This window comes from Muricoccus harenae (genome assembly GCF_009848505.1).
GTDB classification, from domain to species: domain Bacteria; phylum Pseudomonadota; class Alphaproteobacteria; order Acetobacterales; family Acetobacteraceae; genus Roseomonas; species Roseomonas harenae.
This window is the reverse complement of sequence record NZ_WWDL01000006.1, coordinates 32,541-52,582: the sequence shown is the minus strand read 5'-3', so window position 1 is coordinate 52,582 and position 20,042 is coordinate 32,541. Positions and strand designations below refer to the sequence as shown.

Annotated in this window: 13 protein-coding genes and 3 tRNA genes; 1 reads left to right on the top strand and 15 read right to left on the bottom strand. The window is 67.4% G+C overall.

Features of this window, described 5'->3' with window-relative positions; genetic code table 11:
- Positions 1–41 precede the first annotated feature (41 nt).
- The 11 genes from rpoC to GSE44_RS06455 form a co-directional block, all read right to left on the bottom strand.
- Positions 42–4,280 carry a DNA-directed RNA polymerase subunit beta' gene (gene rpoC / locus GSE44_RS06505; RefSeq protein WP_159347995.1) on the bottom strand — a complete coding sequence of 1,413 codons (4,239 nt, stop codon included), beginning with the start codon at positions 4,278–4,280 and terminating at the stop codon, positions 42–44.
- 98 nt (positions 4,281–4,378) lie between these two features.
- The gene (gene rpoB, locus GSE44_RS06500) at positions 4,379–8,572 is read right to left on the bottom strand and encodes a DNA-directed RNA polymerase subunit beta (protein WP_159347994.1); all 4,194 of its coding nucleotides are present in this window, start codon (positions 8,570–8,572) and stop codon (positions 4,379–4,381) included.
- Between the two features lie 193 nt (positions 8,573–8,765).
- Entirely contained in the window at positions 8,766–9,146 is a 381-nt protein-coding gene (rplL, locus tag GSE44_RS06495; protein WP_159347993.1) for a 50S ribosomal protein L7/L12, read from the bottom strand.
- A 90-nt stretch (positions 9,147–9,236) separates the two neighbouring features.
- A complete protein-coding gene (gene rplJ / locus GSE44_RS06490; RefSeq protein ID WP_159347992.1) occupies positions 9,237–9,773 on the bottom strand; it encodes a 50S ribosomal protein L10 in 537 nt (178 codons plus the stop codon).
- A gap of 318 nt (positions 9,774–10,091) precedes the next feature.
- Complete coding sequence (gene rplA, locus GSE44_RS06485) at positions 10,092–10,787, bottom strand: 50S ribosomal protein L1 (protein ID WP_159347991.1); 696 nt, start codon at positions 10,785–10,787, stop codon at positions 10,092–10,094.
- A gap of 3 nt (positions 10,788–10,790) precedes the next feature.
- Positions 10,791–11,225, bottom strand: a complete 435-nt coding sequence (gene rplK / locus GSE44_RS06480) for a 50S ribosomal protein L11 (protein ID WP_073139811.1) — start codon at positions 11,223–11,225, stop codon at positions 10,791–10,793.
- 221 nt (positions 11,226–11,446) lie between these two features.
- On the bottom strand, positions 11,447–11,983 hold the full coding sequence (nusG, locus tag GSE44_RS06475; RefSeq protein WP_159347990.1) for a transcription termination/antitermination protein NusG: 537 nt from the start codon (positions 11,981–11,983) through the stop codon (positions 11,447–11,449).
- A gap of 91 nt (positions 11,984–12,074) precedes the next feature.
- Positions 12,075–12,269: a preprotein translocase subunit SecE gene (gene secE / locus GSE44_RS06470; protein WP_159347989.1), complete on the bottom strand. Its 195-nt coding sequence runs from the start codon at positions 12,267–12,269 to the stop codon at positions 12,075–12,077.
- A gap of 100 nt (positions 12,270–12,369) precedes the next feature.
- Positions 12,370–12,446, bottom strand: a tRNA-Trp gene (locus tag GSE44_RS06465).
- An 87-nt stretch (positions 12,447–12,533) separates the two neighbouring features.
- Complete coding sequence (locus GSE44_RS06460; protein ID WP_159347988.1) at positions 12,534–12,965, bottom strand: RDD family protein; 432 nt, start codon at positions 12,963–12,965, stop codon at positions 12,534–12,536.
- Positions 12,966–13,050: 85 nt separating this feature from the next.
- On the bottom strand, positions 13,051–14,928 hold the full coding sequence (locus tag GSE44_RS06455) for an ABC transporter ATP-binding protein (protein ID WP_159347987.1): 1,878 nt from the start codon (positions 14,926–14,928) through the stop codon (positions 13,051–13,053).
- A 371-nt stretch (positions 14,929–15,299) separates the two neighbouring features.
- On the opposite strand from GSE44_RS06455, the gene GSE44_RS06450 reads away from it, so the two are divergent.
- The gene (locus GSE44_RS06450) at positions 15,300–16,358 is read left to right on the top strand and encodes a glycosyltransferase family 4 protein (protein WP_159347986.1); all 1,059 of its coding nucleotides are present in this window, start codon (positions 15,300–15,302) and stop codon (positions 16,356–16,358) included.
- A gap of 55 nt (positions 16,359–16,413) precedes the next feature.
- On the opposite strand, the gene GSE44_RS06445 is transcribed toward GSE44_RS06450, so the two are convergent.
- The 4 genes from GSE44_RS06445 to GSE44_RS06430 form a co-directional block, all read right to left on the bottom strand.
- Complete coding sequence (locus GSE44_RS06445; protein ID WP_159347985.1) at positions 16,414–18,030, bottom strand: hypothetical protein; 1,617 nt, start codon at positions 18,028–18,030, stop codon at positions 16,414–16,416.
- Positions 18,031–18,092: 62 nt separating this feature from the next.
- Positions 18,093–19,280 carry an elongation factor Tu gene (gene tuf / locus GSE44_RS06440; protein ID WP_159347984.1) on the bottom strand — a complete coding sequence of 396 codons (1,188 nt, stop codon included), beginning with the start codon at positions 19,278–19,280 and terminating at the stop codon, positions 18,093–18,095.
- A 133-nt stretch (positions 19,281–19,413) separates the two neighbouring features.
- Positions 19,414–19,487, bottom strand: a tRNA-Gly gene (locus tag GSE44_RS06435).
- Positions 19,488–19,552: 65 nt separating this feature from the next.
- A tRNA-Tyr gene (locus GSE44_RS06430) sits at positions 19,553–19,635 on the bottom strand.
- Between the last annotated feature and the right edge of the window lie 407 nt (positions 19,636–20,042).

Below are 20,042 nucleotides of genomic sequence, written 5' to 3'. Positions count from 1 at the left end.
GCCCGGGCGCCCCTGAGGCCGCCCGGACACCTTATATATAGCTACTCCGCCGCCTGCTGGTCGCCGCCCGGCAGGGCGGGCTGGGAGGCCGGCAGGCGCCCCTTGTCCCGCTGGGCCGCCAGCGCGCGCAGACGGTTCATGACCGAGCCTGTTCCCGCCGGGATCAGGCGCCCGACGATCACGTTCTCCTTCAGCCCCTCGAGGCGGTCCACCTTGCCGGCCACAGCCGCCTCAGTGAGCACCCGGGTCGTCTCCTGGAAGGAGGCGGCCGAGATGAAGGAGTTGGTCTGCAAGCTGGCCTTGGTGATGCCCTGGAGCACCGGCTCGGCCCGGGCGGGCCGCTCCTTCGCCGCCAGCCGCTTCTCGTTCTCGATGTCGAACTCGATGCGGTCCACCTGCTCGCCGATCAGGTAAGTCGTGTCGCCGGGCTCGAGGATCTCGACCTTCTGCAGCATCTGGCGAACGATCACCTCGATGTGCTTGTCGTTGATCTTCACGCCCTGCAGTCGATAGACGTCCTGGATCTCGTTCACGAGGTAGTTCGCCAGAGCCTCGACACCGAGCACGCGCAGGATGTCGTGCGGCACGCGGGGGCCGTCCACCAGCGGATCACCGGACCGGACATAGTCGCCCTCCTGGACGGAGACGTGCTTGCCCTTGGGCACCAGATACTCGCGGGGAGTCGGCTGCTCGTCGCCGACGGCGTCCGGTACCACCACGATGCGGCGCTTGGCCTTATAGTCCTTGCCGAACTCCACCCGCCCGTCGATGTCGCTGATGATGGCGGCATCCTTGGGCCGGCGGGCCTCGAAGAGCTCCGCGACGCGCGGCAAGCCGCCGGTGATGTCGCGAGTCTTGGAGGATTCGCGCGGCAGGCGGGCGATGATGTCGCCCGCATGGACCGTCGCGCCATTCTCCACGTTCAGGATGGAGGCCGGCTGCAGCGCGAACTGCGCCACCACCTTCCCGCCTTCCCGCAGCACGATACTGGGGCGGAGATTGGCATTCTTGGCCCGCTCGACCGGCTCGCGCACCACCTTCGAGGTCAGCCCCGTCACCGGGTCCGTCTCCTCGTAAAGGGTGAAGCCCTCGATAAGGTCGGCGTATTCAACGACACCCGCACGGTCGATCATGATCGGCAGGGTGAAGGGGTCCCATTCGGCCAGCTTCTGGGCGCGCGTGACCTCCGCCGTGTCGCCGATCAGCAGGCGAGCACCGTAGGGCACGCGGTAGCGCGCCCGCTCACGCCCCTGCGCATCGCTCAGCACGATTTCGCAGTTGCGGCTCATGACGATCGAGACGCCGTCGCTGTTCGTCACAACCTGCTTGTTGACGACCTTGGCCGTGCCGTCGCTCGTCGCCTCGACATGCGCCTGCTCCGCGGAGCGCTGGGCGGCGCCGCCGATGTGGAAGGTGCGCATGGTCAGCTGCGTGCCCGGCTCGCCGATGGACTGGGCGGCGATGACACCGACCGCCTCGCCGACGTTCACGGGCGTGCCACGGGCCAGGTCGCGGCCGTAGCACATGCCGCAGACGCCCTGCCGCGCATCGCAGGTCAGGACGGAGCGGATATAGACCTCCTCCACTCCAGACTGCTCAACCGCGTCAGCCAGCACCTCATCCACCAGCGTGTTGCGCGGCGCGATCATCTCGCCCGTCTCAGGGTTGGCGATGTCGCGCTGCACCGTCCGGCCCAGGATACGCTCGGAAAGGGAGGAGACGACCTCGCCCCCGTCCATCACGGCGCGAACCGTGATGCCGCGCTCCGTGCCGCAATCCGGATCGACGATGATGCAGTCCTGCGCCACGTCCACGAGGCGGCGGGTCAGGTAGCCCGAGTTCGCGGTCTTCAGCGCCGTATCCGCGAGGCCCTTACGGGCACCGTGGGTGGAGTTGAAGTACTCGAGAACGGTCAGGCCTTCCTTGAAGTTCGAGATGATCGGCTGCTCGATGATCTCGCCCGAAGGTTTGGCCATCAGGCCGCGCATACCCGCGAGCTGACGCATCTGCGCCGGCGACCCACGCGCACCGGAGTGGGACATCATCCAGACCGAGTTGGTCTGCTTGCCCACTTCCTGGCGGGAGATCTCCTTCATCATCGCGCCGGCGACCTCCTCGGTCGCACGCGACCAGGCGTCCACTACCTTGTTGTAGCGCTCGCCGGCCGTGATCAGGCCATCGAGATACTGCTGCTCGAACTCCTTCACCTCGCCCTTGGTGCGGTCGATCATCTCGGCCTTGGACGCCGGGATCATCATGTCGTCCTTGCCGAAGGAGATGCCCGCCTTCGCCGCATTGCGGAAGCCGAGGCCCATCAGGCGGTCGGCGAAGATCACCGACTCCTTCTGGCCGCAATGCCGGTACACTGCGTCGATCACGTCAGAGATGCTGCGCTTGGTCAGCTGCCGGTTGATGATCGAATAGGGCACGTTCGGATGATGCGGCAGCAGGGAGCCCATCATCAGCCGGCCCGGGGTGGTGATGACCGTCTCGCGGCTCGGCTTGCCGTCCTTGAAGGACGGCACGGCAGCGAGGATCGCCGTGTGCAGCGTCACCGTACCGCCCGCCAGGGCCTGCTCCACCTCGCCCAGACCGTCGAAGACGGTGGGGCGGAAGGAGAGCGCCTTGCGCACCTCGTCGGTGAGCTCCGCAGCCGTCTTGCCGGAGGCCGCGCTGATAAGTTCGCGCATCGTCTCGATCTTCGCCTTGTCCGTCCGGAACTCCGGCGTCTCCAGGCTCAGATAATAGAGGCCGAGCACGATATCCTGCGACGGCACGATGATCGGCTTGCCGTTGGCGGGGCTGAGGATGTTGTTGGTGGACATCATCAGCACGCGCGCTTCCAGCTGGGCCTCGAGGCTCAGCGGGACGTGCACGGCCATCTGGTCGCCGTCGAAGTCCGCATTGAAGGCAGTGCAGACCAGCGGATGCAGCTGGATTGCCTTGCCCTCGACGAGGATGGGCTCGAAGGCCTGGATGCCCAGCCGGTGCAGCGTCGGCGCCCGGTTCAGCATCACCGGGTGCTCGCGGATCACCTCCTCGAGGATGTCCCACACCTCGGGACGCTCCTTCTCCACCATCCGCTTGGCGGCCTTGATGGTGGTGGCGTGGCCATACTTCTCGAGCTTCGAGTAGATGAAGGGCTTGAACAGCTCGAGCGCCATCTTCTTCGGCAGGCCGCACTGGTGCAGCTTCAGCTCGGGACCGACCACGATCACCGAACGGCCGGAGTAGTCGACGCGCTTGCCGAGCAGGTTCTGGCGGAACCGGCCCTGCTTGCCCTTCAGCATGTCGGAAAGCGACTTCAGCGGGCGCTTGTTGGCACCCGTGATGGCGCGGCCACGGCGGCCGTTGTCGAACAGCGCATCGACGGCCTCCTGCAGCATGCGCTTCTCGTTACGGACGATGATGTCCGGCGCGCGCAGTTCGATCAGACGCTTCAGGCGGTTGTTGCGGTTGATGACGCGGCGGTACAGGTCGTTCAGGTCAGAGGTGGCGAAGCGGCCGCCATCCAGCGGAACCAGGGGGCGCAGCTCGGGCGGGATCACCGGAACGACGTCCAGGATCATCCACTCGGGGCGCGCACCGCCCTCGCCGAAGGCTTCGATCAGCTTCAGCCGTTTCACCAGCTTCTTGCGCTTGGCCTCGGAGGTGGTCTCCTTCAGCTCGCCGCGCAGGCGGGTGCTCTCCTTGCCCAGGTCTATGCCGGTGAGCATCTGCTTCACCGCCTCGGCGCCGATGCCGACAGTGAAGGCGTCCTCGCCGAACTCGTCCTGCTTGGTCTGGAAGGCGTCCTCGGTCAGCAGCTGGTGCAGCTTGAGGTCGGTCAGTCCCGGCTCGAGAACCACATAGCTCTCGAAGTACAGGACCTTCTCAAGCTCCTTCAGCGACATATCGACCATCAGGCCGACACGGCTCGGAAGGGACTTCATGAACCAGATATGGGCAACGGGTGAGGCCAGCTCGATATGGCCCATTCGCTCGCGGCGCACCTTGGCCAGCGTCACCTCGACGCCGCACTTCTCGCAGATAATGCCGCGGAACTTCATCCGCTTGTACTTGCCGCACAGGCACTCGTAGTCCTTGATCGGACCGAAGATGCGCGCGCAGAAAAGCCCATCCCGCTCCGGCTTAAAGGTGCGGTAATTGATGGTCTCGGGCTTCTTGATCTCGCCATAGGACCAGGAGCGGATCTGCTCCGGGCTCGCAATGGTGATCTTGATCTGATCGAAGGTGACGGCCTGGCCTGTCTGGCCAAGGATCTTCATCAGCTCGTTCATAGGGCCTTCCTTCTACGTCCAGCCTGCCGCGCAAAGCGTGGCAACATCAGCGGCCGGCCCCGCTGGGATGGGGCCGGCGCGATCCTGTCGGTCGAAAATCAGCTGCCGCGATTCTCGAGGTCCACGTTCAGGCCAAGGGACTTCAGTTCCTTGGTCAGCACGTTGAAGCTCTCGGGGATGCCGGCCTCGAAGCTGTCCTGGTCGCGGACGATCGCCTCATAGACCTTGGTGCGGCCGGACACGTCGTCCGACTTCACCGTCAGCATCTCCTGCAGCGTGTAGGCGGCGCCGTAGGCTTCCAGCGCCCAGACCTCCATCTCGCCGAAGCGCTGACCGCCGAACTGTGCCTTGCCGCCCAGCGGCTGCTGGGTGACGAGCGAGTAGGGGCCGATGGAGCGAGCGTGGATCTTGTCGTCCACCAGGTGATGCAGCTTCAGCATGTAGATGTAGCCGACGGTCACCTTGCGCTCGAACAGGTCACCCGTCCGGCCATCGACAAGCTGCACCTGGCCAGAGGTGTCGAGCCCCGCCTTCGTCAGCATGTTCTCGATGTCCGAGATGCGGGCACCGTCGAAGACCGGAGTCGCGATCGGCACGCCACGCTTCAGGTTGTCGCCGAGCTCCAGAAGCTGGTCTTCGCTCATGTTGACAATGTCACGGTCCGTGATCTCGTCGCCATAGACGTCGCGCAGCTTGTCGATCAGCGCCTCGCGGGCAGCACCGGCGCGGCGGTAGTCCTCGACCACCTCCCCGATCTGCTTGCCGAGCGTGGCGCAAGCCCAGCCCAGATGCGTCTCGAGGATCTGGCCGATGTTCATGCGCGAAGGCACGCCCAGCGGGTTCAGTACGAGGTCGACGGGCGTGCCATCCTCGAGGAACGGCATGTCCTCGATCGGCACGACGCGGGAGACCACGCCCTTGTTGCCATGGCGGCCGGCCATCTTGTCGCCCGGCTGCAGCTTGCGCTTCACCGCAACGAAAACCTTGACCATCTTCATCACGCCGGGAGGCAGCTCGTCGCCGCGCTGCAGCTTCTCGACCTTGCTCTCGAAGCGCTTCTGCAGGCGCTCGACCGCGGCGTCGAACTCGCGCTTCAGGGCCTCGAGCTGCGCCTGGGCGGCGTCGTCCGAGACGCCAATCTGGCGCCAGGTCATTCGGTTGAACTCGCCCAGCACCTCATCGGTGATGACCGTGCCCTGCTTCACGCCCTTGAAGCCGCCAGCCGCCTTGCGGTTGAGCAACACCTCGCGGAGACGCCCCGTGAAGGACCGCTCCTGGATCAGGCGCTCGTCGTCACGGTCCTTGGCCAGACGCTCGATCTCGGCGCGCTCGATCGCCATGGCGCGCTCGTCCTTGTCCACGCCACGGCGGGAAAAGACGCGCACGTCGACGATCGTACCGGCGACGCCCGGCGGCAGGCGCAGCGACGTGTCGCGCACGTCAGAGGCCTTCTCGCCGAAGATGGCGCGGAGGAGCTTTTCCTCCGGCGTCATCGGGCTCTCGCCCTTCGGCGTCACCTTGCCCACCAGGATGTCGCCCGGGTTCACCTCGGCGCCGATATAGACGATGCCGGCCTCGTCGAGGTTCCGCAGCGCCTCCTCACCGACATTCGGGATGTCGCGGGTGATCTCCTCCTGGCCCAGCTTGGTGTCGCGGGCGCTGACCTCGAACTCGTCGATATGGATCGAGGTGAAGACGTCATCCTGGGCGATACGCTCGCTGATCAGGATGGAGTCCTCGAAGTTGTACCCGTTCCACGGCATGAAGGCGCAGAGCGCGTTGCGGCCGAGCGCCAGCTCGCCCAGTTCGGTGGACGGACCGTCGGCGATGATGTCGCCGCCCCGCACCTCGTCACCCACGCGAACCAGCGGGCGCTGATTGATGCAGGTGGACTGGTTGGAGCGCTGGAACTTCCGCAGGCGGTAGATGTCCACGCCCTGAGTCGTGCCGTCCTCGCCCGTCGCACGCACCACGATGCGGGCGCCGTCGATGCTGTCGATCACGCCATCACGCCGCGCAACGATGGAAGCGCCGGAGTCGCGGGCGACCGCAGCCTCCATGCCCGTGCCCACCAGCGGCGCGTCGGAGCGCACCAGCGGCACCGCCTGGCGCTGCATGTTGGAGCCCATGAGCGCGCGGTTCGCGTCGTCGTTCTCGAGGAACGGGATCAGCGCCGCGGCCACGGAGACCAGCTGCTTGGGCGACACGTCGATGGCGGTCACCTCCTCCGGCTTCACCAGCCGGAAGTCGCCACCCTGGCGCACGGAGACGAGATCCGAGCGGAATTCGCCCGTCTCGCGGTCCACCTCGGCATCGGCCTGGGCGACCACGAGCTTCTCCTCCTCCATAGCGGAGAGGTAACGCGGCTCGCCGGTGATCTTGCCGTCGCGCACCATCTGGTACGGCGTCTCGATGAAGCCGTACTTATTCACCTTGGCGAAGGTGGCGAGCGAGTTGATCAGGCCGATGTTCGGGCCTTCCGGCGTCTCGATCGGGCAGATGCGGCCGTAATGCGTCGGGTGCACATCGCGCACCTCGAAGCCGGCACGCTCACGCGTCAGACCGCCCGGGCCAAGCGCCGAGAGGCGGCGCTTATGCGTCACCTCGGACAGCGGGTTGGTCTGGTCCATGAACTGGGACAGCTGGGAGGAGCCGAAGAACTCGCGCACTGCGGCCGCCGCCGGCTTGGCGTTGATGAGGTCCGTCGGCATGACCGTGTCAATGTCGACGGAGCCCATGCGCTCCTTGATGGCGCGCTCCATGCGGAGCAGGCCGACGCGGTACTGGTTCTCCATCAGCTCGCCGACCGAACGCACCCGGCGGTTGCCGAGGTTGTCGATATCGTCGATCTGGCCCTTGCCGTCCTTCAGCTCCTGCAGCGTCTTGACGGTCGCCAGGATGTCCTCCTTGCGGAGGGTGCGCAGGGTGTCCGGCGCCTCCTCCAGGGAGAAACCGAGGCGCATGTTCATCTTCACCCGGCCGACGGCCGAGAGGTCGTAGCGCTCGCCGTCGAAGAACAGGCCACGGAACAGTGTCTCGGCCGTCTCCGGCGTCGGCGGCTCGCCCGGGCGCATCACGCGGTAGATGTCCATCAGGGCATCGTCGCGGTTGGAGTTCTTGTCCACCGTGAGCGTGTTGCGGATCCAGGGGCCCACGGAGGAGTCGATCGCGAGCGTCGGCAGACGGTCGTAGCCGGCGGCCTCGATTGCGGCGAGCTTCGCCTCAGTCAGCTCCTCGCCGGCCTCAGCATGAATCTCACCGGTGGACATATCCACCAGATCCTCAGCCACGAAGCGGCCCAGCAGGTCGAGACGGCTGACCAGAACCTCCTTCGTGCCCTCTTCCGCGATCTTGCGGGCGGCGCGGGGATTCAGCTTCGTGTCCTTGGCGGCGACGACCTGGCCGGTCGCGGCATCCACCAGATCCTCGGTCAGCTTCAGGCCGCGGAAAGCATCCGGCTCATAGGGGCGCGACCAGCCCTGCTTGCCATGGGCGAAAACCACCTGGCCGTAGAAAGTCGCCAGGATCTCCTGCGCGTCCATGCCACGCACCTCGCCCGGCTCCAGCGGGGCGTCGCGCTCCGCGCGCTTGGCCTGGGTCTCGGCGGAGTCGAGGGCATAGAGCAGCGTCGTCGCCGGCAACTTCCGCTTCCGGTCGATGCGCACGTAGCAGATGTCCTTGGCGTCGAACTCGAAGTCGAGCCAGGAGCCGCGATATGGGATCACGCGGGCGGCGAAGAGATACTTGCCCGAGGAATGGGTCTTGCCCTTGTCGTGGTCGAAAAAGACGCCCGGGGACCGGTGCATCTGGCTGACGATGACGCGCTCTGTCCCGTTGACGATGAAGGTGCCGTTATCCGTCATGAGCGGGATGTCGCCCATGTAGACACCCTGCTCCTTGATGTCGCGGATGGAGCGGCTGCCGGTGTCCTCGTCGATGTCCCAGACGATCAGGCGCAGATGGGCCTTCAGCGGGGCGGCATAGGTCAGCCCGCGCTGGATGCACTCCTCCACGTCGTACTTGGCCTCCTCGAACTCGTAGCGCACGAATTCCAGGCTGCCGCGGCCGGCAAAGTCATTGATCGGGAAGACGCCCTTGAAAACCTCCTGGAGGCCGGCATTCGCCCGCATCTCCGGCGCGACCTCGGCCTGGAGGAAACCCTCATAGGAGGCGCGCTGCACGTCGATGAGGTTCGGCATCGGCGCCACCTCGGGCAGTCGCCCGAAAGACTTGCGGATGCGCTTGCGCCCCGTGAAGCCCTTGCCCTCGAAACCCTTTGAGATCGCGTTCATGCCAGCCCTGCGTCCCTTCGCCTAACGTGAGGTCCGGGCGCCGCCGCGCGCCCCGACCCCCCGCAAACCCACCGGACGGCCCAGCCATCCGGCGAAAAGCGGGCGCGGGCGGAAACCCTGAGGGTTTCCGCCCGGCCCTTCGAACCACCTTGTCCCCCCGGCCAAACAGGCCGGAGGATTGTCGGTCGGGGTCTTACTTGACCTCAACCTTGGCGCCGTTCTCCTCGAGGACCTTGCGGATCTTCTCCGCCTCGTCCTTCGAGACACCTTCCTTCACGGTCTTCGGAGCGCCCTCGACCAGGTCCTTGGCCTCCTTGAGGCCGAGACCGGTGATCGTGCGGATCTCCTTGATCACGTTGATCTTCTTGTCGCCACCGGCGGCCAGGATCACGGTGAACTCCGTCTGCTCTTCGGCAGGCGCAGCGGCAGCGCCGCCAGCGGCCGGCGCGGCAGCCACGGCGACAGGCGCCGCGGCGGAGACGCCCCACTTCTCCTCGAGCATCTTGGAGAGCTCAGCGGCCTCCAGGACGGTGAGGCTGGACAGCTCGTCGACGAGCTTCGCGAGATCGGCCATATCTTTGTGTCCTTCGATTTAATGGCTTGGCTTGATGTTTGCAACCCCGGGCGGTCACGGCTTGGGCAACCGTCCCAGGGATACGGCGTTTCAGGCGGCTTCCGCGCCCTCGGTCGACCCATCCTTGTCGGCATAGGCCTTGAACACCCGCGCCAGCTGCCCGGCCGGAGCCTGCAGCACGCCCGCGATGCGCGTCGCCGGGGTCTGAATAAGACCCACGAGCTGCGCCCGCAGCGTTTCGAGCGAAGGCAGCTCGGACAGAGCCCTGACGCCATTGACGTCGAGGGTCTGCGTGCCAAGTGCCCCGCCCAGGATCACGAACTTGTCGTTACCCTTGGCGAACTCCACGGCGGTCTTCGCCACGGCCACAGGATCCCTTGACCACGCGAGCGCGGTCGGACCCTTCAGCAGCGGCGAGATGCCCTGAAAGCGGGTGCCGTCGAGGGCGAGATTGGCCAGCCGGTTCTTGGCGACCTTGTACGTCGCACCAGCCGCCCGCATCCGGCGTCGCAGATCATCCACCGCCGCGACCGTCAGCCCATTGTTCTGGGCGACGAGCACGAAGGAGGTTTCGGCGAACACCGAACCGAGGGAGGCGACGAACGCAGTCTTCTCCGAACGGTCCATTCCCGTCTCCTACGAATAACCAGTGCCTTGTGGAGGGGCCCCGGCCGGTTCACGCAGGGGCAGCCCCGGAAGGGGCCACCCCGGTTCGCCTGTCAGATTCAAGCCGGAAGCCAAGCCAAGCCCACCAGAACAAACCGGCGGATCATCGTCTCTGGCACCCCGTCTCCCCGTTGCGCTCTCGCTTCAAGGCCCGCCCCAGGAAAGGGCTGGCCACATCGGGTCTCGGACAGGTCAGGCGGGTTTCCCCGCCTTGCCCGCCCGCCCGTTGCCGGGCGGGCGTATCTCATGCCCCAGGGCCGGAGCCCCGAGGCGTCAAACTCAGGCGGAGAGGCTCGCCACGTCCACCTTCAGGCCAGGGCCCATGGAGGAGGACACCGCGACCTTCTTCACATAGGTGCCCTTGGAGCCGGCCGGGCGGGCGCGCTGGATGGCGTCCACGAAAGCCTTGGCATTCTCGAGCAGCTTGTCGGTCTCGAAGCTCGCCTTGCCGATGCCGGCATGGACGATACCGGCCTTCTCGGCGCGGAACTCGACCTGGCCAGCCTTGGCGGCCGTCACGGCGCCCTTCACGTCCATGGTCACGGTGCCGAGCTTCGGGTTCGGCATCAGCCCGCGCGGGCCAAGGATCTTACCGAGGCGGCCAACGAGGCCCATCATGTCCGGGGTCGCGATGCAGCGGTCGAACTCGATCTTGCCATCCTGCACCGCGGCCATCAGGTCCTCGGCGCCCACCACGTCGGCACCGGCGGCCTGCGCCTCCTCGGCCTTCGGGCCGCGGGCGAAGACGCCCACGCGGACGGTCTTGCCGGTGCCGTTCGGCAGGCCGACCACGCCGCGGACCATCTGGTCGGCATGGCGGGGGTCGATGCCGAGGTTCATCGAGATCTCGACGGTCTCGTCAAACTTCGCATTGGCGTTGGACTTCACCGTGGCGATTGCCTCGGCCAGCCCATAGTTCTTCTCGAGATCCAGGCTCTCGGAGATCTTGCGGAGACGCTTGCCCTGCTTGGCCATCGATCAGCCCTCCACCACGCTCATGCCCATGGCGCGGGCAGACCCGGCCAGCATCCGAACCGCGGCCTCTTCGGTCTCGCAGTTCATGTCCTTCATCTTCACCTTGGCGATCTCGGCCAGCTGTGACTTGGTCACACGGCCGACGACGCCACCCTTGCCCGGGGTCTGGCTGCCCTTCTCGAGCTTCGCCGCCTTCAGCAGGAAGTAGGTGTTGGGCGGAGTCTTGGTGATGAAGGAGAAGGTGCGGTCCGAATAGGCGGTGATGACCACCGGCGTCGGGGTCCCGGGCTCCATGCCCTGGGTGGCCGCGTTGAATTCCTTCACGAACTGCATGATGTTCAACCCGCGCTGACCGAGCGCGGGGCCCACCGGCGGGGACGGATTCGCCTTGCCCGCGGGGATCTGCAGCTTGATGTAGCCGACGATCTTCTTCGCCATTCTCTGGCACCTCTCAAGTTCGGAGGCCCGCGGTCCATACGGCCTACCCCGATAGGCTGGGGCCGGACCTCCCGCGTTCCTGGAAACGCGCGACGGCCGGACAGGGAGAACCCCAGCCCGGCCGGCGCGGAGGCGGCGTATAGTCCCGCCAAAGGGCTGGAGTCCAGCCCTAATTTGGAAACTTTCCGGGAGAGGCCTTCGGGCCGCCTTGGGGGAAGACCTTAGGCCTTTTCCACCTGCCCGTATTCCAACTCCACCGGTGTGGCACGACCGAAGATGGAAACGGAGACCTTCACCCGGCCCTTCTCCTCATCGACCTCTTCCACCACGCCGTTGAAGGAGGTGAAGGGGCCGTCCGCCACGCGGACGTTCTCGCCCACCTCGAAGGTGATGGAGGGGCGGCGCGGCTTCTCCGCGTTGTCCTGGACCTGCTGGAGCATGCGCATCGCCTCGCGCTCCGGGATCGGGCTCGGCTTGTTGCGGGCGCCGAGGAAGCCGGTGACCTTGGGCGTGTCCTTGACCAGATGCCAGGCCTCGTCGGTCATCTCCATCTTCACCAGCACATAGCCGGGGAAGAACTTTCGCTCGGAGTTCACCTTCTGGCCGCGGCGCACCTCGACCACCTCCTCGGAGGGGACGAGCACGTCCTCGATCCGGTCAGCCAGGCCCTTCTGCGCGGCCTGCTCCTTGATCTGGCTCGCGATCTTCTTCTCGAAGCCCGAGTAGACGTGGACGACATACCACTTCTTGTCGGCCATGGCCGCGAAGCTCCCAATCCTGTGGCGCTCCGCGCCTCCGGCCGGGCATCGGCCCCGGCCTCCGGCGCGGCGCGCGGAAAACTTTACGCCCTCAGACGAATCCGAACAGCAGGCGCATGCCGAGCTGGATCAGCCAATCCGTCACCAGGAAGAAGACCGCAGCCAGCGCCGAGAGCGCCAGCACCAGGCCCGTGGTGATCAGCGTCTCCTTGCGGCTCGGCCAGGTCACCCGGCCGATCTCCTGCCGGACGTCGCGCAGATAACCCACTGGGTTGAAACCGGCCACGTCAGGCCCCCTCCAGGCGCCGGACCCCGGGAGGTTCCCTGGGCGCTGCGGCGCGATGCCAAGAGCACGATGCTCTGAGATGGTCATGCACGGCCCGCCCTGGCAGGGGCGGAGGGTCTCGAACCCCCAACCTCCGGTTTTGGAGACCGGCGCTCTAGCCAATTGAGCTACGCCCCTAGGCGGGTCCGCGCAGGGGCCGTGCCTTAAGGCAAGGCAGCCCGGCTGTCGAGAGGCCGTGATCAGCTTGCCGCCCGCTCCCGGACCTCAGGCCCGCGGCGGCGGGTCCCGCACCACCAGCGTGCGGGCGAGCTTGTCGTGCCAGCATTGCCGGCGCGGGTCCCAGAGCATCCAGAGATAGCCGAGTCCAAGCGGCAGGCTGGAGACGATGTACCCGACATAGCGCACCACCAGCCGCGGCAGGGGCGGGGTACCGCCCGTCGCTGCGTCCACCACACGCAGGCGCATCAGCATCTTCCCCGGCGTTGCCTGCCGGGTGACCCAGAACAGGAGGATCAGCAAGGCGGAGATCAGCTGGAGGAAAAGATCCGCGCCCGGCGAGAGCCCCTCCCCGCCGCGGGCCAAATCACCGAGGAGCACGAGGACAAGTCCCAGGGGCAGCATCCAGGCCACGTCCAGCAGCTGCGCCGCGAGTCGCGGCCAGAAACCCGCCAGTTCCACCCCTTGCTGCCCGGACATGCCACTCTCCACCGAGCCTCTGAAGGGGCTGCTTCTCCGTGCGCCGGAGCGGCTTGTCCAGCCCGCGGCTTGTCCAGCCCTGCGCTCAGGCTGCCGTGGCCATACCCTGGCTGTGCAGAAGGTCCCGGTAGAGACCAGCCCGAGTTGCCAGCTCGGCCGGGGAACCTTGTTCGCGCACCTGCCCGTCCTGCATCACCACGATTCGGTCGAAATGCCGCAGCGTGCCCAGGCGATGCGCCACGGCGATCACCGTGCGGCCCCGCATAAGCCGCTCCAGCGCCACCTGGACCGCCTTCTCCGACTCCGAGTCGAGGGCGGAGGTCGCCTCGTCCAGGATCAGGATCGGCGCGTCCTTCAGCAGGGCGCGGGCGATCGCCAGGCGTTGGCGCTGCCCGCCCGAGAGCCGGACCCCGCGCTGCCCGACCTCGGTGTGGAAGCCCTTCGGCATGGCCTCGATGAACTCGCGACAATGGGCGGCCTCGGCGGCGCGCAGCACCTCGGCATCCGTGGCTTCGGGGCGGCCGTAGCGGATGTTCTCCAGCACCGAGCGCTGGAACAGCGACACGTCCTGCGGCACCACCGCCAGCATGGCGGCGAGGCTGGCCTGGGTGGCCTCGGAGATGTCCTGGCCGTCGATCAGGATACGGCCCGATTGTGGCGCGGCGAATCGCTGCAGCAGCGCCAGCGCCGTGGACTTGCCCGAGCCGGAGCGGCCTACCAGCCCCACCCGCTCGCCCGGCGCCACCGACAGCTCGAAATGGCGCAGCACTCGGCCCTCGGCCCCATCCCGGGCGCCCGGATAGGCGAAGGACACGTCCTGGAAGGCCACCGCCCCGCCACGGGGGCGAATCGGCTTGGCATCCTCGCGGTCCGGCAGGGCATGAGGGACGAGCAGTGCCTTCACCGCCTCAGACAGGCGGGCGACATGCTGGATCAGCTCCACAAGCGCCACCGCGAGGTCTCGGGTGCCGTGCAGGATGGTAAAGCCCAGGCCGCAGGTCATGACGATGTCGCCCGTGGTGGCCCGCCCGGCCTGCCAGAGCATAAGAGCCCAGCAGAGCAGCCCCACCGTGAGCAGCGCCGTCATCACGGCGTGGGCCAGCCGCAGCTTCTCCAGATAGCGCAGGCTGCGCTTGCGCGAGGCGACCTCGCTGCTGACCGTGGCACCGAAGCGCTCGCGCTCCCGGATGGTGGCCCCGAAGGCGCGGACTAGCCCGATGTTCTGGACCACATCCACCAGCTCGCCATCCACCGCCGCGGCCTTGGTCGCGTAATCCTGGTGCAGGTCCCTGCCCCGCCCGGCCAGCCAGGTGAGCAGGAAAGCCATGCCGCTCGCGATGACGAAGAGCGTGCCGGCCATCAGCGGGTCGATCCCCGCCAGGAAGGCGATGGCGATGCACACCGCCACCGTGGGTGGCAGCGCATTCCAGGTCATGGTCGAGAGCACGGTCCAGGCCGCGTTGGCCGTCGCCGAGATTCGGCTGGCCAGCACCCCCGGGGAGCGGTCGGCGAAGTAGTCCGGCGCGTGGCCGGACAGGTGGTGGAACAGGTCCGCCCGCATGTGCCCGGTCACCCGGGTGAAGCTGTCCGCCGCCACCCAGCCGCCGAGGCGCCAGAGCAGGTTGTCGCCGGCGATGATGGCCGCCAGCACGGCCAGGGCCATCCAGGGGGCGCTTCCCCCGGTCCCGGCGCCGGACCCTGGCTGCGGCCCGGCCGAGAGCACGTCCACCAGGTGCTTCACCGCGTATTGCGAGCCGACCGAGCAGGCTACCGCCGCCAGCACGGCGGCCAGCACCACCGCATGGGCGGTCCGGTGCAGCATCACGTAGCGGAGGAGGAAGCCAATGGGGCGATCGGCATAGGGGAGCAGGACAGGCCTCTCGTCGCGCTCCGTCGGCGCGGCGACGGCGGCGGGGAATGCCCGACGCACGATGTGGGATGCACCGGAGGCAGTGGCCGACATGCGCTCTCCTTCTCCGTCCGGGCCTGGCGGCCCCTGGGTCGTCCGGGCCTTGCGGCCACCAAGTCCAGGTCTTCCGGCCCGTGAAGGTTTGGCCTCGCGGCCGCGGTCATTCGGCCTTCAGGCCGGGATCGCTGGGCCTTCCGACCTTCAGCTTCTCGTGAGCACGCCGTCCTCCCCCTCCGTGGCGTCCCGTGCCGCGGAGCCCTGACTGCCAGCCTCTTCGGGCCATTAGTGGACAGGAGAACGCAGGGCTTGGCGGCGGTTTCCGGCCAAATCTGGGTAGCTTTGCCTCTTTCCGGTCGCATTCACCGCGTTGGTGGGCCGCAGAACGAAAACCGGGAGGAACGCCGAAGCCGATGAGAGGCCCTCGCATGCGCATCGCTCAGGTTGCTCCGCTCTATGAGGCCGTGCCCCCCAAGCTCTATGGCGGGACGGAGCGGGTGGTCTCCTTCCTCACCGAAGCCCTGGTGGACCGGGGCCATGACGTCACCCTCTTCGCCACGGGTGATGCGGTGACCAAGGCGGAGCTTGTGGCCGTCCGGGAGAAGGCGCTGCGCCTTGACCCCACGGTCCGGGATACGAACGCCCCGCACACGCTGCTGCTGGAAACCGTGCTGCGGCGGGCGGATGAATTCGACGTGATCCACTTCCACCTGGACTACCTGCCCTTTCCAGCCTTCAGCCGTCAGCCCGTTCCCTGGGTGACGACGCTGCACGGGCGGCTGGACCTGCCGGAGCTGGAACCGATCTTCGACGCTTTCCCGGAGGCGCGGGTGGTCTCGATCTCGGACTCCCAGCGGGCGCCCCTGCGGCGCGCCAACTGGGCCGCCACGGTCCATCACGGCCTGCCGCGCGACCTGCTGACGCCCCAGGGCAACGGGTCGGACGGATACCTTGCCTTCCTCGGCCGCATCGCGCCTGAGAAGCGGCCGGACCGCGCTATCAAGATCGCGGGCCTTGCCGGCGTGCCACTGAAGATCGCGGCCAAGGTGGACCGCGCCGACGCCGCTTATTTCGCCGAGGAAATCGAGCCCCTGCTTGGCCAGGCGCATGTCGATTTCGTCGGCGAGATCTGCGACCTGCGAAAGCCCGGCTTTCTCTCCGGCGCCCGCGCCTTGCTGGTGCCGATTGACTGGCCGGAGCCCTTCGGGCTGGTGATGATCGAGGCCATGGCCTGCGGCACGCCGGTGATCGCCTACCCCGCCGGCTCGGTGACCGAGGTGGTGGAGGACGGGTTGACCGGCTTCATCGTGCGGAACGAGGAGGAGGCCGCCTCGGCCGTGAGGAGGCTGGGCGAGTTGGACCGCGCCAAGGTGCGCGCACGCTTCGAGCAGCGCTTCACCGCCGACCGCATGGCGGCCGATTACGAGGCGCTCTACGCCCGCATGATGGCGGGCACCCGCCCGCTCCTGCGCGCCGTGGCGGGCTGATAACAGGCCGGCAGCCCGCTCCCGGAGATTTCGGGGCGGGCTGTTGCCACAGGCTTCAATCGCTGGCGAGCGTCGCCCGTTCCGCCTCGCCAAGGTCCAGGCTGCCTGCGAGGGCGCGGCGCATCGCCTCATCCAGCCCCCAGGGCGCGAGGGAAAAGCGCCGCTGATGCACCGGGCGTCCTTCCTCGGGCGGCATCTCGATCACCGCGCGCTGATCGACGTTGAAGGCCACCGTGTCGTCGAGGCAGGAGCGGTCCTGCACCATGCTGGCAACGTGGTAGATGACCGTGGGGCGCTTCAGCAGCCAGCAGGGGATGACGGCCCCGGTGCCCTGGGTGACGAAGGCCAGGTCGCATTCCGCCACCGCCGGCACTTTCTCCTGCGCGGAGCGGCCGAAGAGCCGGATCTGCTCGCCCAGTCCTGACAGCCCCTCCGTGATTCGTCCGACCACCGCCTCAATCCGCTCCAGGATCTCCAGGTCGCGCGGCGAGGGAGCACCAGGAACGGTCCAGCCGTCCCAGGCCACATCAAGGATTCTGTCATCCCGGGCGCAGGCCTCGACAAGCCGGCGGAGGACGAAGCGGAAGGCCTCATCCTGGTTCAGGAAGCGCCCGCTCTCTGCATCGATGGAGATCAGCACCCGGAAGCGGCGCCCCGGAAGCGCCGGCACGTGATCCAGGGGAGCCAGGGCGGCGAAGCGGTGGCGGAGCCAGGACGGGTCGGGGTGGATATCGAAGCGATACACCCGGTGGGCGTCATAGCCGTCCTGCAGCACCGCCAAGGTCAAGGCCTCGCTCGGTACTTCCCTCCGCTCGAGTGGCGCCAGGCCTGGGATCAGGGTGAAGGGATCCATGGCGCACCAGTCCGGCACCGGCAGCAGCAGCCCGCCCGCCGCCGAGAAGGCACGGATCTCCGCCTCCCGCGCGTCGAGATAGGCGAGGCTCTGCCGGATGAAATGACCCGGCCGGTTGTCACCAATGACGTAGGCGCGGCGCAGCGAGGCCGCCTGCGCGCGGCGGATCCAGCCAAGCCAAGGCTGCGGCCGCTGCAGCAGATGGTCCATGAGGACGCGCAGCACCGATCGAATATTCAGCGGATAGGGCGTCAGCACGAGGAACAGCGCTTCGGCCGGATAGAGGATGCCGACGGCCATGTGGCCGATGCCAATGGCAAGGATCAGCCGCTCGCCCTCCAGGCAGAGGGTGAACTGGTACGGCCCGATCGGCACGCTCCCGAGGATGGTGGCATCCCCGCCCGACAGGGGTGATGGGATTCGCCGGTCGCCCGCATGCGCCAGGAATGCGGCGTTCAGCGCCGTGTAATGCGCGACCCAGCTGGCGTGACGGTAGGTGGTCCGGATGCGCTCGCGCAGCGCATCGTCCGCCCCGTGCGGCCCCTCGCCGGGCCCCATGCGGCCGAAATGGTCCACCACCTCGCAGCCCATGACCCAGGGATGCGACCCGGAGGTGGGATCCGCCTCGCGCCCCGGATAGCGGAAATGGCGCATGTCGAGGCCGCAGAGCGCGGCCAGATCGCGCACCGCCTCCCAGGCGATGTCGTGGCGGGCACCGCCGGCGGCCTGGGGGGCGGGTCTGGCGGCGGTGGTCAACTCGGCCTCCTCGGTCAGCGGCAAGCTGCCAGCGATGCCGGCCCCTGCGCAACCTGCGGACATGGAAAGGGCGGACCACCTTCCGGCAGCCCGCCCCCCTTTCGCTGACGCCCTGGGGCGGAAGCTTACTTCTCGATGCTCGCGACGACGCCGGCGCCGACGGTGCGGCCACCCTCGCGGATGGCGAAGCGCAGGCCTTCATCCATGGCGATCGGGGCGATCAGCTCGACGCTCATCGACACGTTGTCGCCCGGCATGACCATCTCGACGCCTTCCGGCAGCTGCACCACGCCCGTCACGTCGGTCGTGCGGAAGTAGAACTGCGGGCGATAGTTGGTGAAGAACGGCGTGTGACGGCCACCCTCCTCCTTCGTCAGCACATACGCCTCGGCCTTGAACTTGCTGTGCGGCTTGATCGAGTTCGGGGCCGCCAGAACCTGGCCGCGCTCCACGTCCTCGCGCTTCGTGCCGCGCAGCAGCGCGCCGATGTTGTCGCCCGCCATGCCGCTGTCCAGCAGCTTGCGGAACATCTCGACGCCGGTCACCGTCGTCTTCACGGTGTCCTTCAGCCCGACGATCTCGACTTCCTCGCCCACCTTGATGATGCCGCGCTCGACGCGACCGGTCACCACCGTGCCACGGCCCGAGATGGAGAACACGTCCTCCACCGGCATCAGGAACGGACGGTCCACCGCGCGCTCCGGCTGCGGGATGTAGGCGTCGACCGCCTCCATCAGCTTCAGGATCGCCTGCTCGCCGATCTCCGGCTGCTTGTCCTCGAGCGCCATCAGCGCCGAGCCGTGGATGATCGGGATGTCGTCGCCCGGGAACTGATAGGAGGAGAGCAGCTCACGTACTTCCATCTCGACCAGCTCCAGCAGGTCGGGATCGGCCATGTCGACCTTGTTCAGGAACACCACCAGCGCCGGCACACCGACCTGGCGGGCCAGCAGGATGTGCTCGCGGGTCTGCGGCATCGGGCCGTCAGCCGCCGACACCACCAGGATCGCGCCGTCCATCTGCGCCGCACCCGTGATCATGTTCTTCACGTAGTCGGCGTGGCCGGGGCAGTCCACATGGGCGTAGTGGCGGTTGGCCGTCTCGTACTCGACATGCGCCGTCGAGATCGTGATGCCGCGCGCCCGCTCCTCGGGAGCCTTGTCGATCTGGTCATAGGCCGTGAAGGACGCACCGCCCGACTTCGCCAGAACCTTCGTGATCGCAGCCGTCAAAGACGTCTTGCCATGGTCCACATGGCCGATCGTCCCGATGTTGCAGTGCGGCTTGTTCCGCTCGAACTTCGCCTTCGCCATTGTGCGTCCAGTCCTATCCCGTTCGGGGGCAGAGGCCCCCCGCCCGCCCGTGCAGGCTGTGTTGATCGCTATATGGTGTCGGAAGCGGCTGGTTTCAGATCTTGAAACCGCAGGCGCCGCCGGGGGGTGCGGTTGGAGCGGGTGACGGGAATCGAACCCGCACAGCCAGCTTGGAAGGCTGGAACTCTACCATTGAGCTACACCCGCCGACCGAACCCACCAGCCCGGAATGGGCTGCCGCGCGCGCACCACACCTGCCGGGATGGGACACATGGAGGGGGTTGGATTCGAACCAACGTAGGCGCAAGCCAGCGGATTTACAGTCCGCCCCCTTTAGCCACTCGGGCACCCCTCCACAGGGTGTCCCCTACCCTGACGGGCGGGAGCCGGCGGACTATCCGAGAAGCGGCAGCCCTGTCAACGTGACGTCAGACGTGGCAAGGGGCGGCGAACGCTTGCGGCAGGCGCCGCGATTTGCAGGATGCCCGCATGTCTCCCCCCCGCAGGCCGCACGGCCCTCGTCATCTAAGTTCTGGAACCGGCCCCGGGACGGGCAAACCGGCCCATCCGCGCGCCTTCGACGGCAAGCGCGGCTGGAAGAGTGGCGATGTCGCAGGGGAGGACGCTTCCCGCGGAGGCGCCTCCCGCTCCCCCTTCAAGGCACCTTCGGCCTTCAAGGCGCCGGGAAAGCCGCCCGTCGCACCGCGCCAGGCGCGGCTGGGCGCCAAGCCGGACCAGAGGCCGGAGCAGGCGCTCGAGCGC

Bases quoted from the DNA above. Each gene is read 5' to 3' on its own strand.
- rpoC (WP_159347995.1), bottom strand. From the start codon at position 4,280: ATGAACGAGCTGATGAAGATCCTTGGCCAGACAGGCCAGGCCGTCACC.
- rpoB (WP_159347994.1), bottom strand. From the start codon at position 8,572: ATGAACGCGATCTCAAAGGGTTTCGAGGGCAAGGGCTTCACGGGGCGC.
- rplL (WP_159347993.1), bottom strand. From the start codon at position 9,146: ATGGCCGATCTCGCGAAGCTCGTCGACGAGCTGTCCAGCCTCACCGTC.
- rplJ (WP_159347992.1), bottom strand. From the start codon at position 9,773: ATGGACCGTTCGGAGAAGACTGCGTTCGTCGCCTCCCTCGGTTCGGTG.
- rplA (WP_159347991.1), bottom strand. From the start codon at position 10,787: ATGGCCAAGCAGGGCAAGCGTCTCCGCAAGATCTCCGAGAGCCTGGAT.
- rplK (WP_073139811.1), bottom strand. From the start codon at position 11,225: ATGGCGAAGAAGATCGTCGGCTACATCAAGCTGCAGATCCCCGCGGGC.
- nusG (WP_159347990.1), bottom strand. From the start codon at position 11,983: ATGGCCGACAAGAAGTGGTATGTCGTCCACGTCTACTCGGGCTTCGAG.
- GSE44_RS06460 (WP_159347988.1), bottom strand. From the start codon at position 12,965: ATGTCCGGGCAGCAAGGGGTGGAACTGGCGGGTTTCTGGCCGCGACTC.
- GSE44_RS06455 (WP_159347987.1), bottom strand. From the start codon at position 14,928: ATGTCGGCCACTGCCTCCGGTGCATCCCACATCGTGCGTCGGGCATTC.
- GSE44_RS06450 (WP_159347986.1), top strand. From the start codon at position 15,300: ATGCGCATCGCTCAGGTTGCTCCGCTCTATGAGGCCGTGCCCCCCAAG.
- GSE44_RS06445 (WP_159347985.1), bottom strand. From the start codon at position 18,030: ATGTCCGCAGGTTGCGCAGGGGCCGGCATCGCTGGCAGCTTGCCGCTG.
- tuf (WP_159347984.1), bottom strand. From the start codon at position 19,280: ATGGCGAAGGCGAAGTTCGAGCGGAACAAGCCGCACTGCAACATCGGG.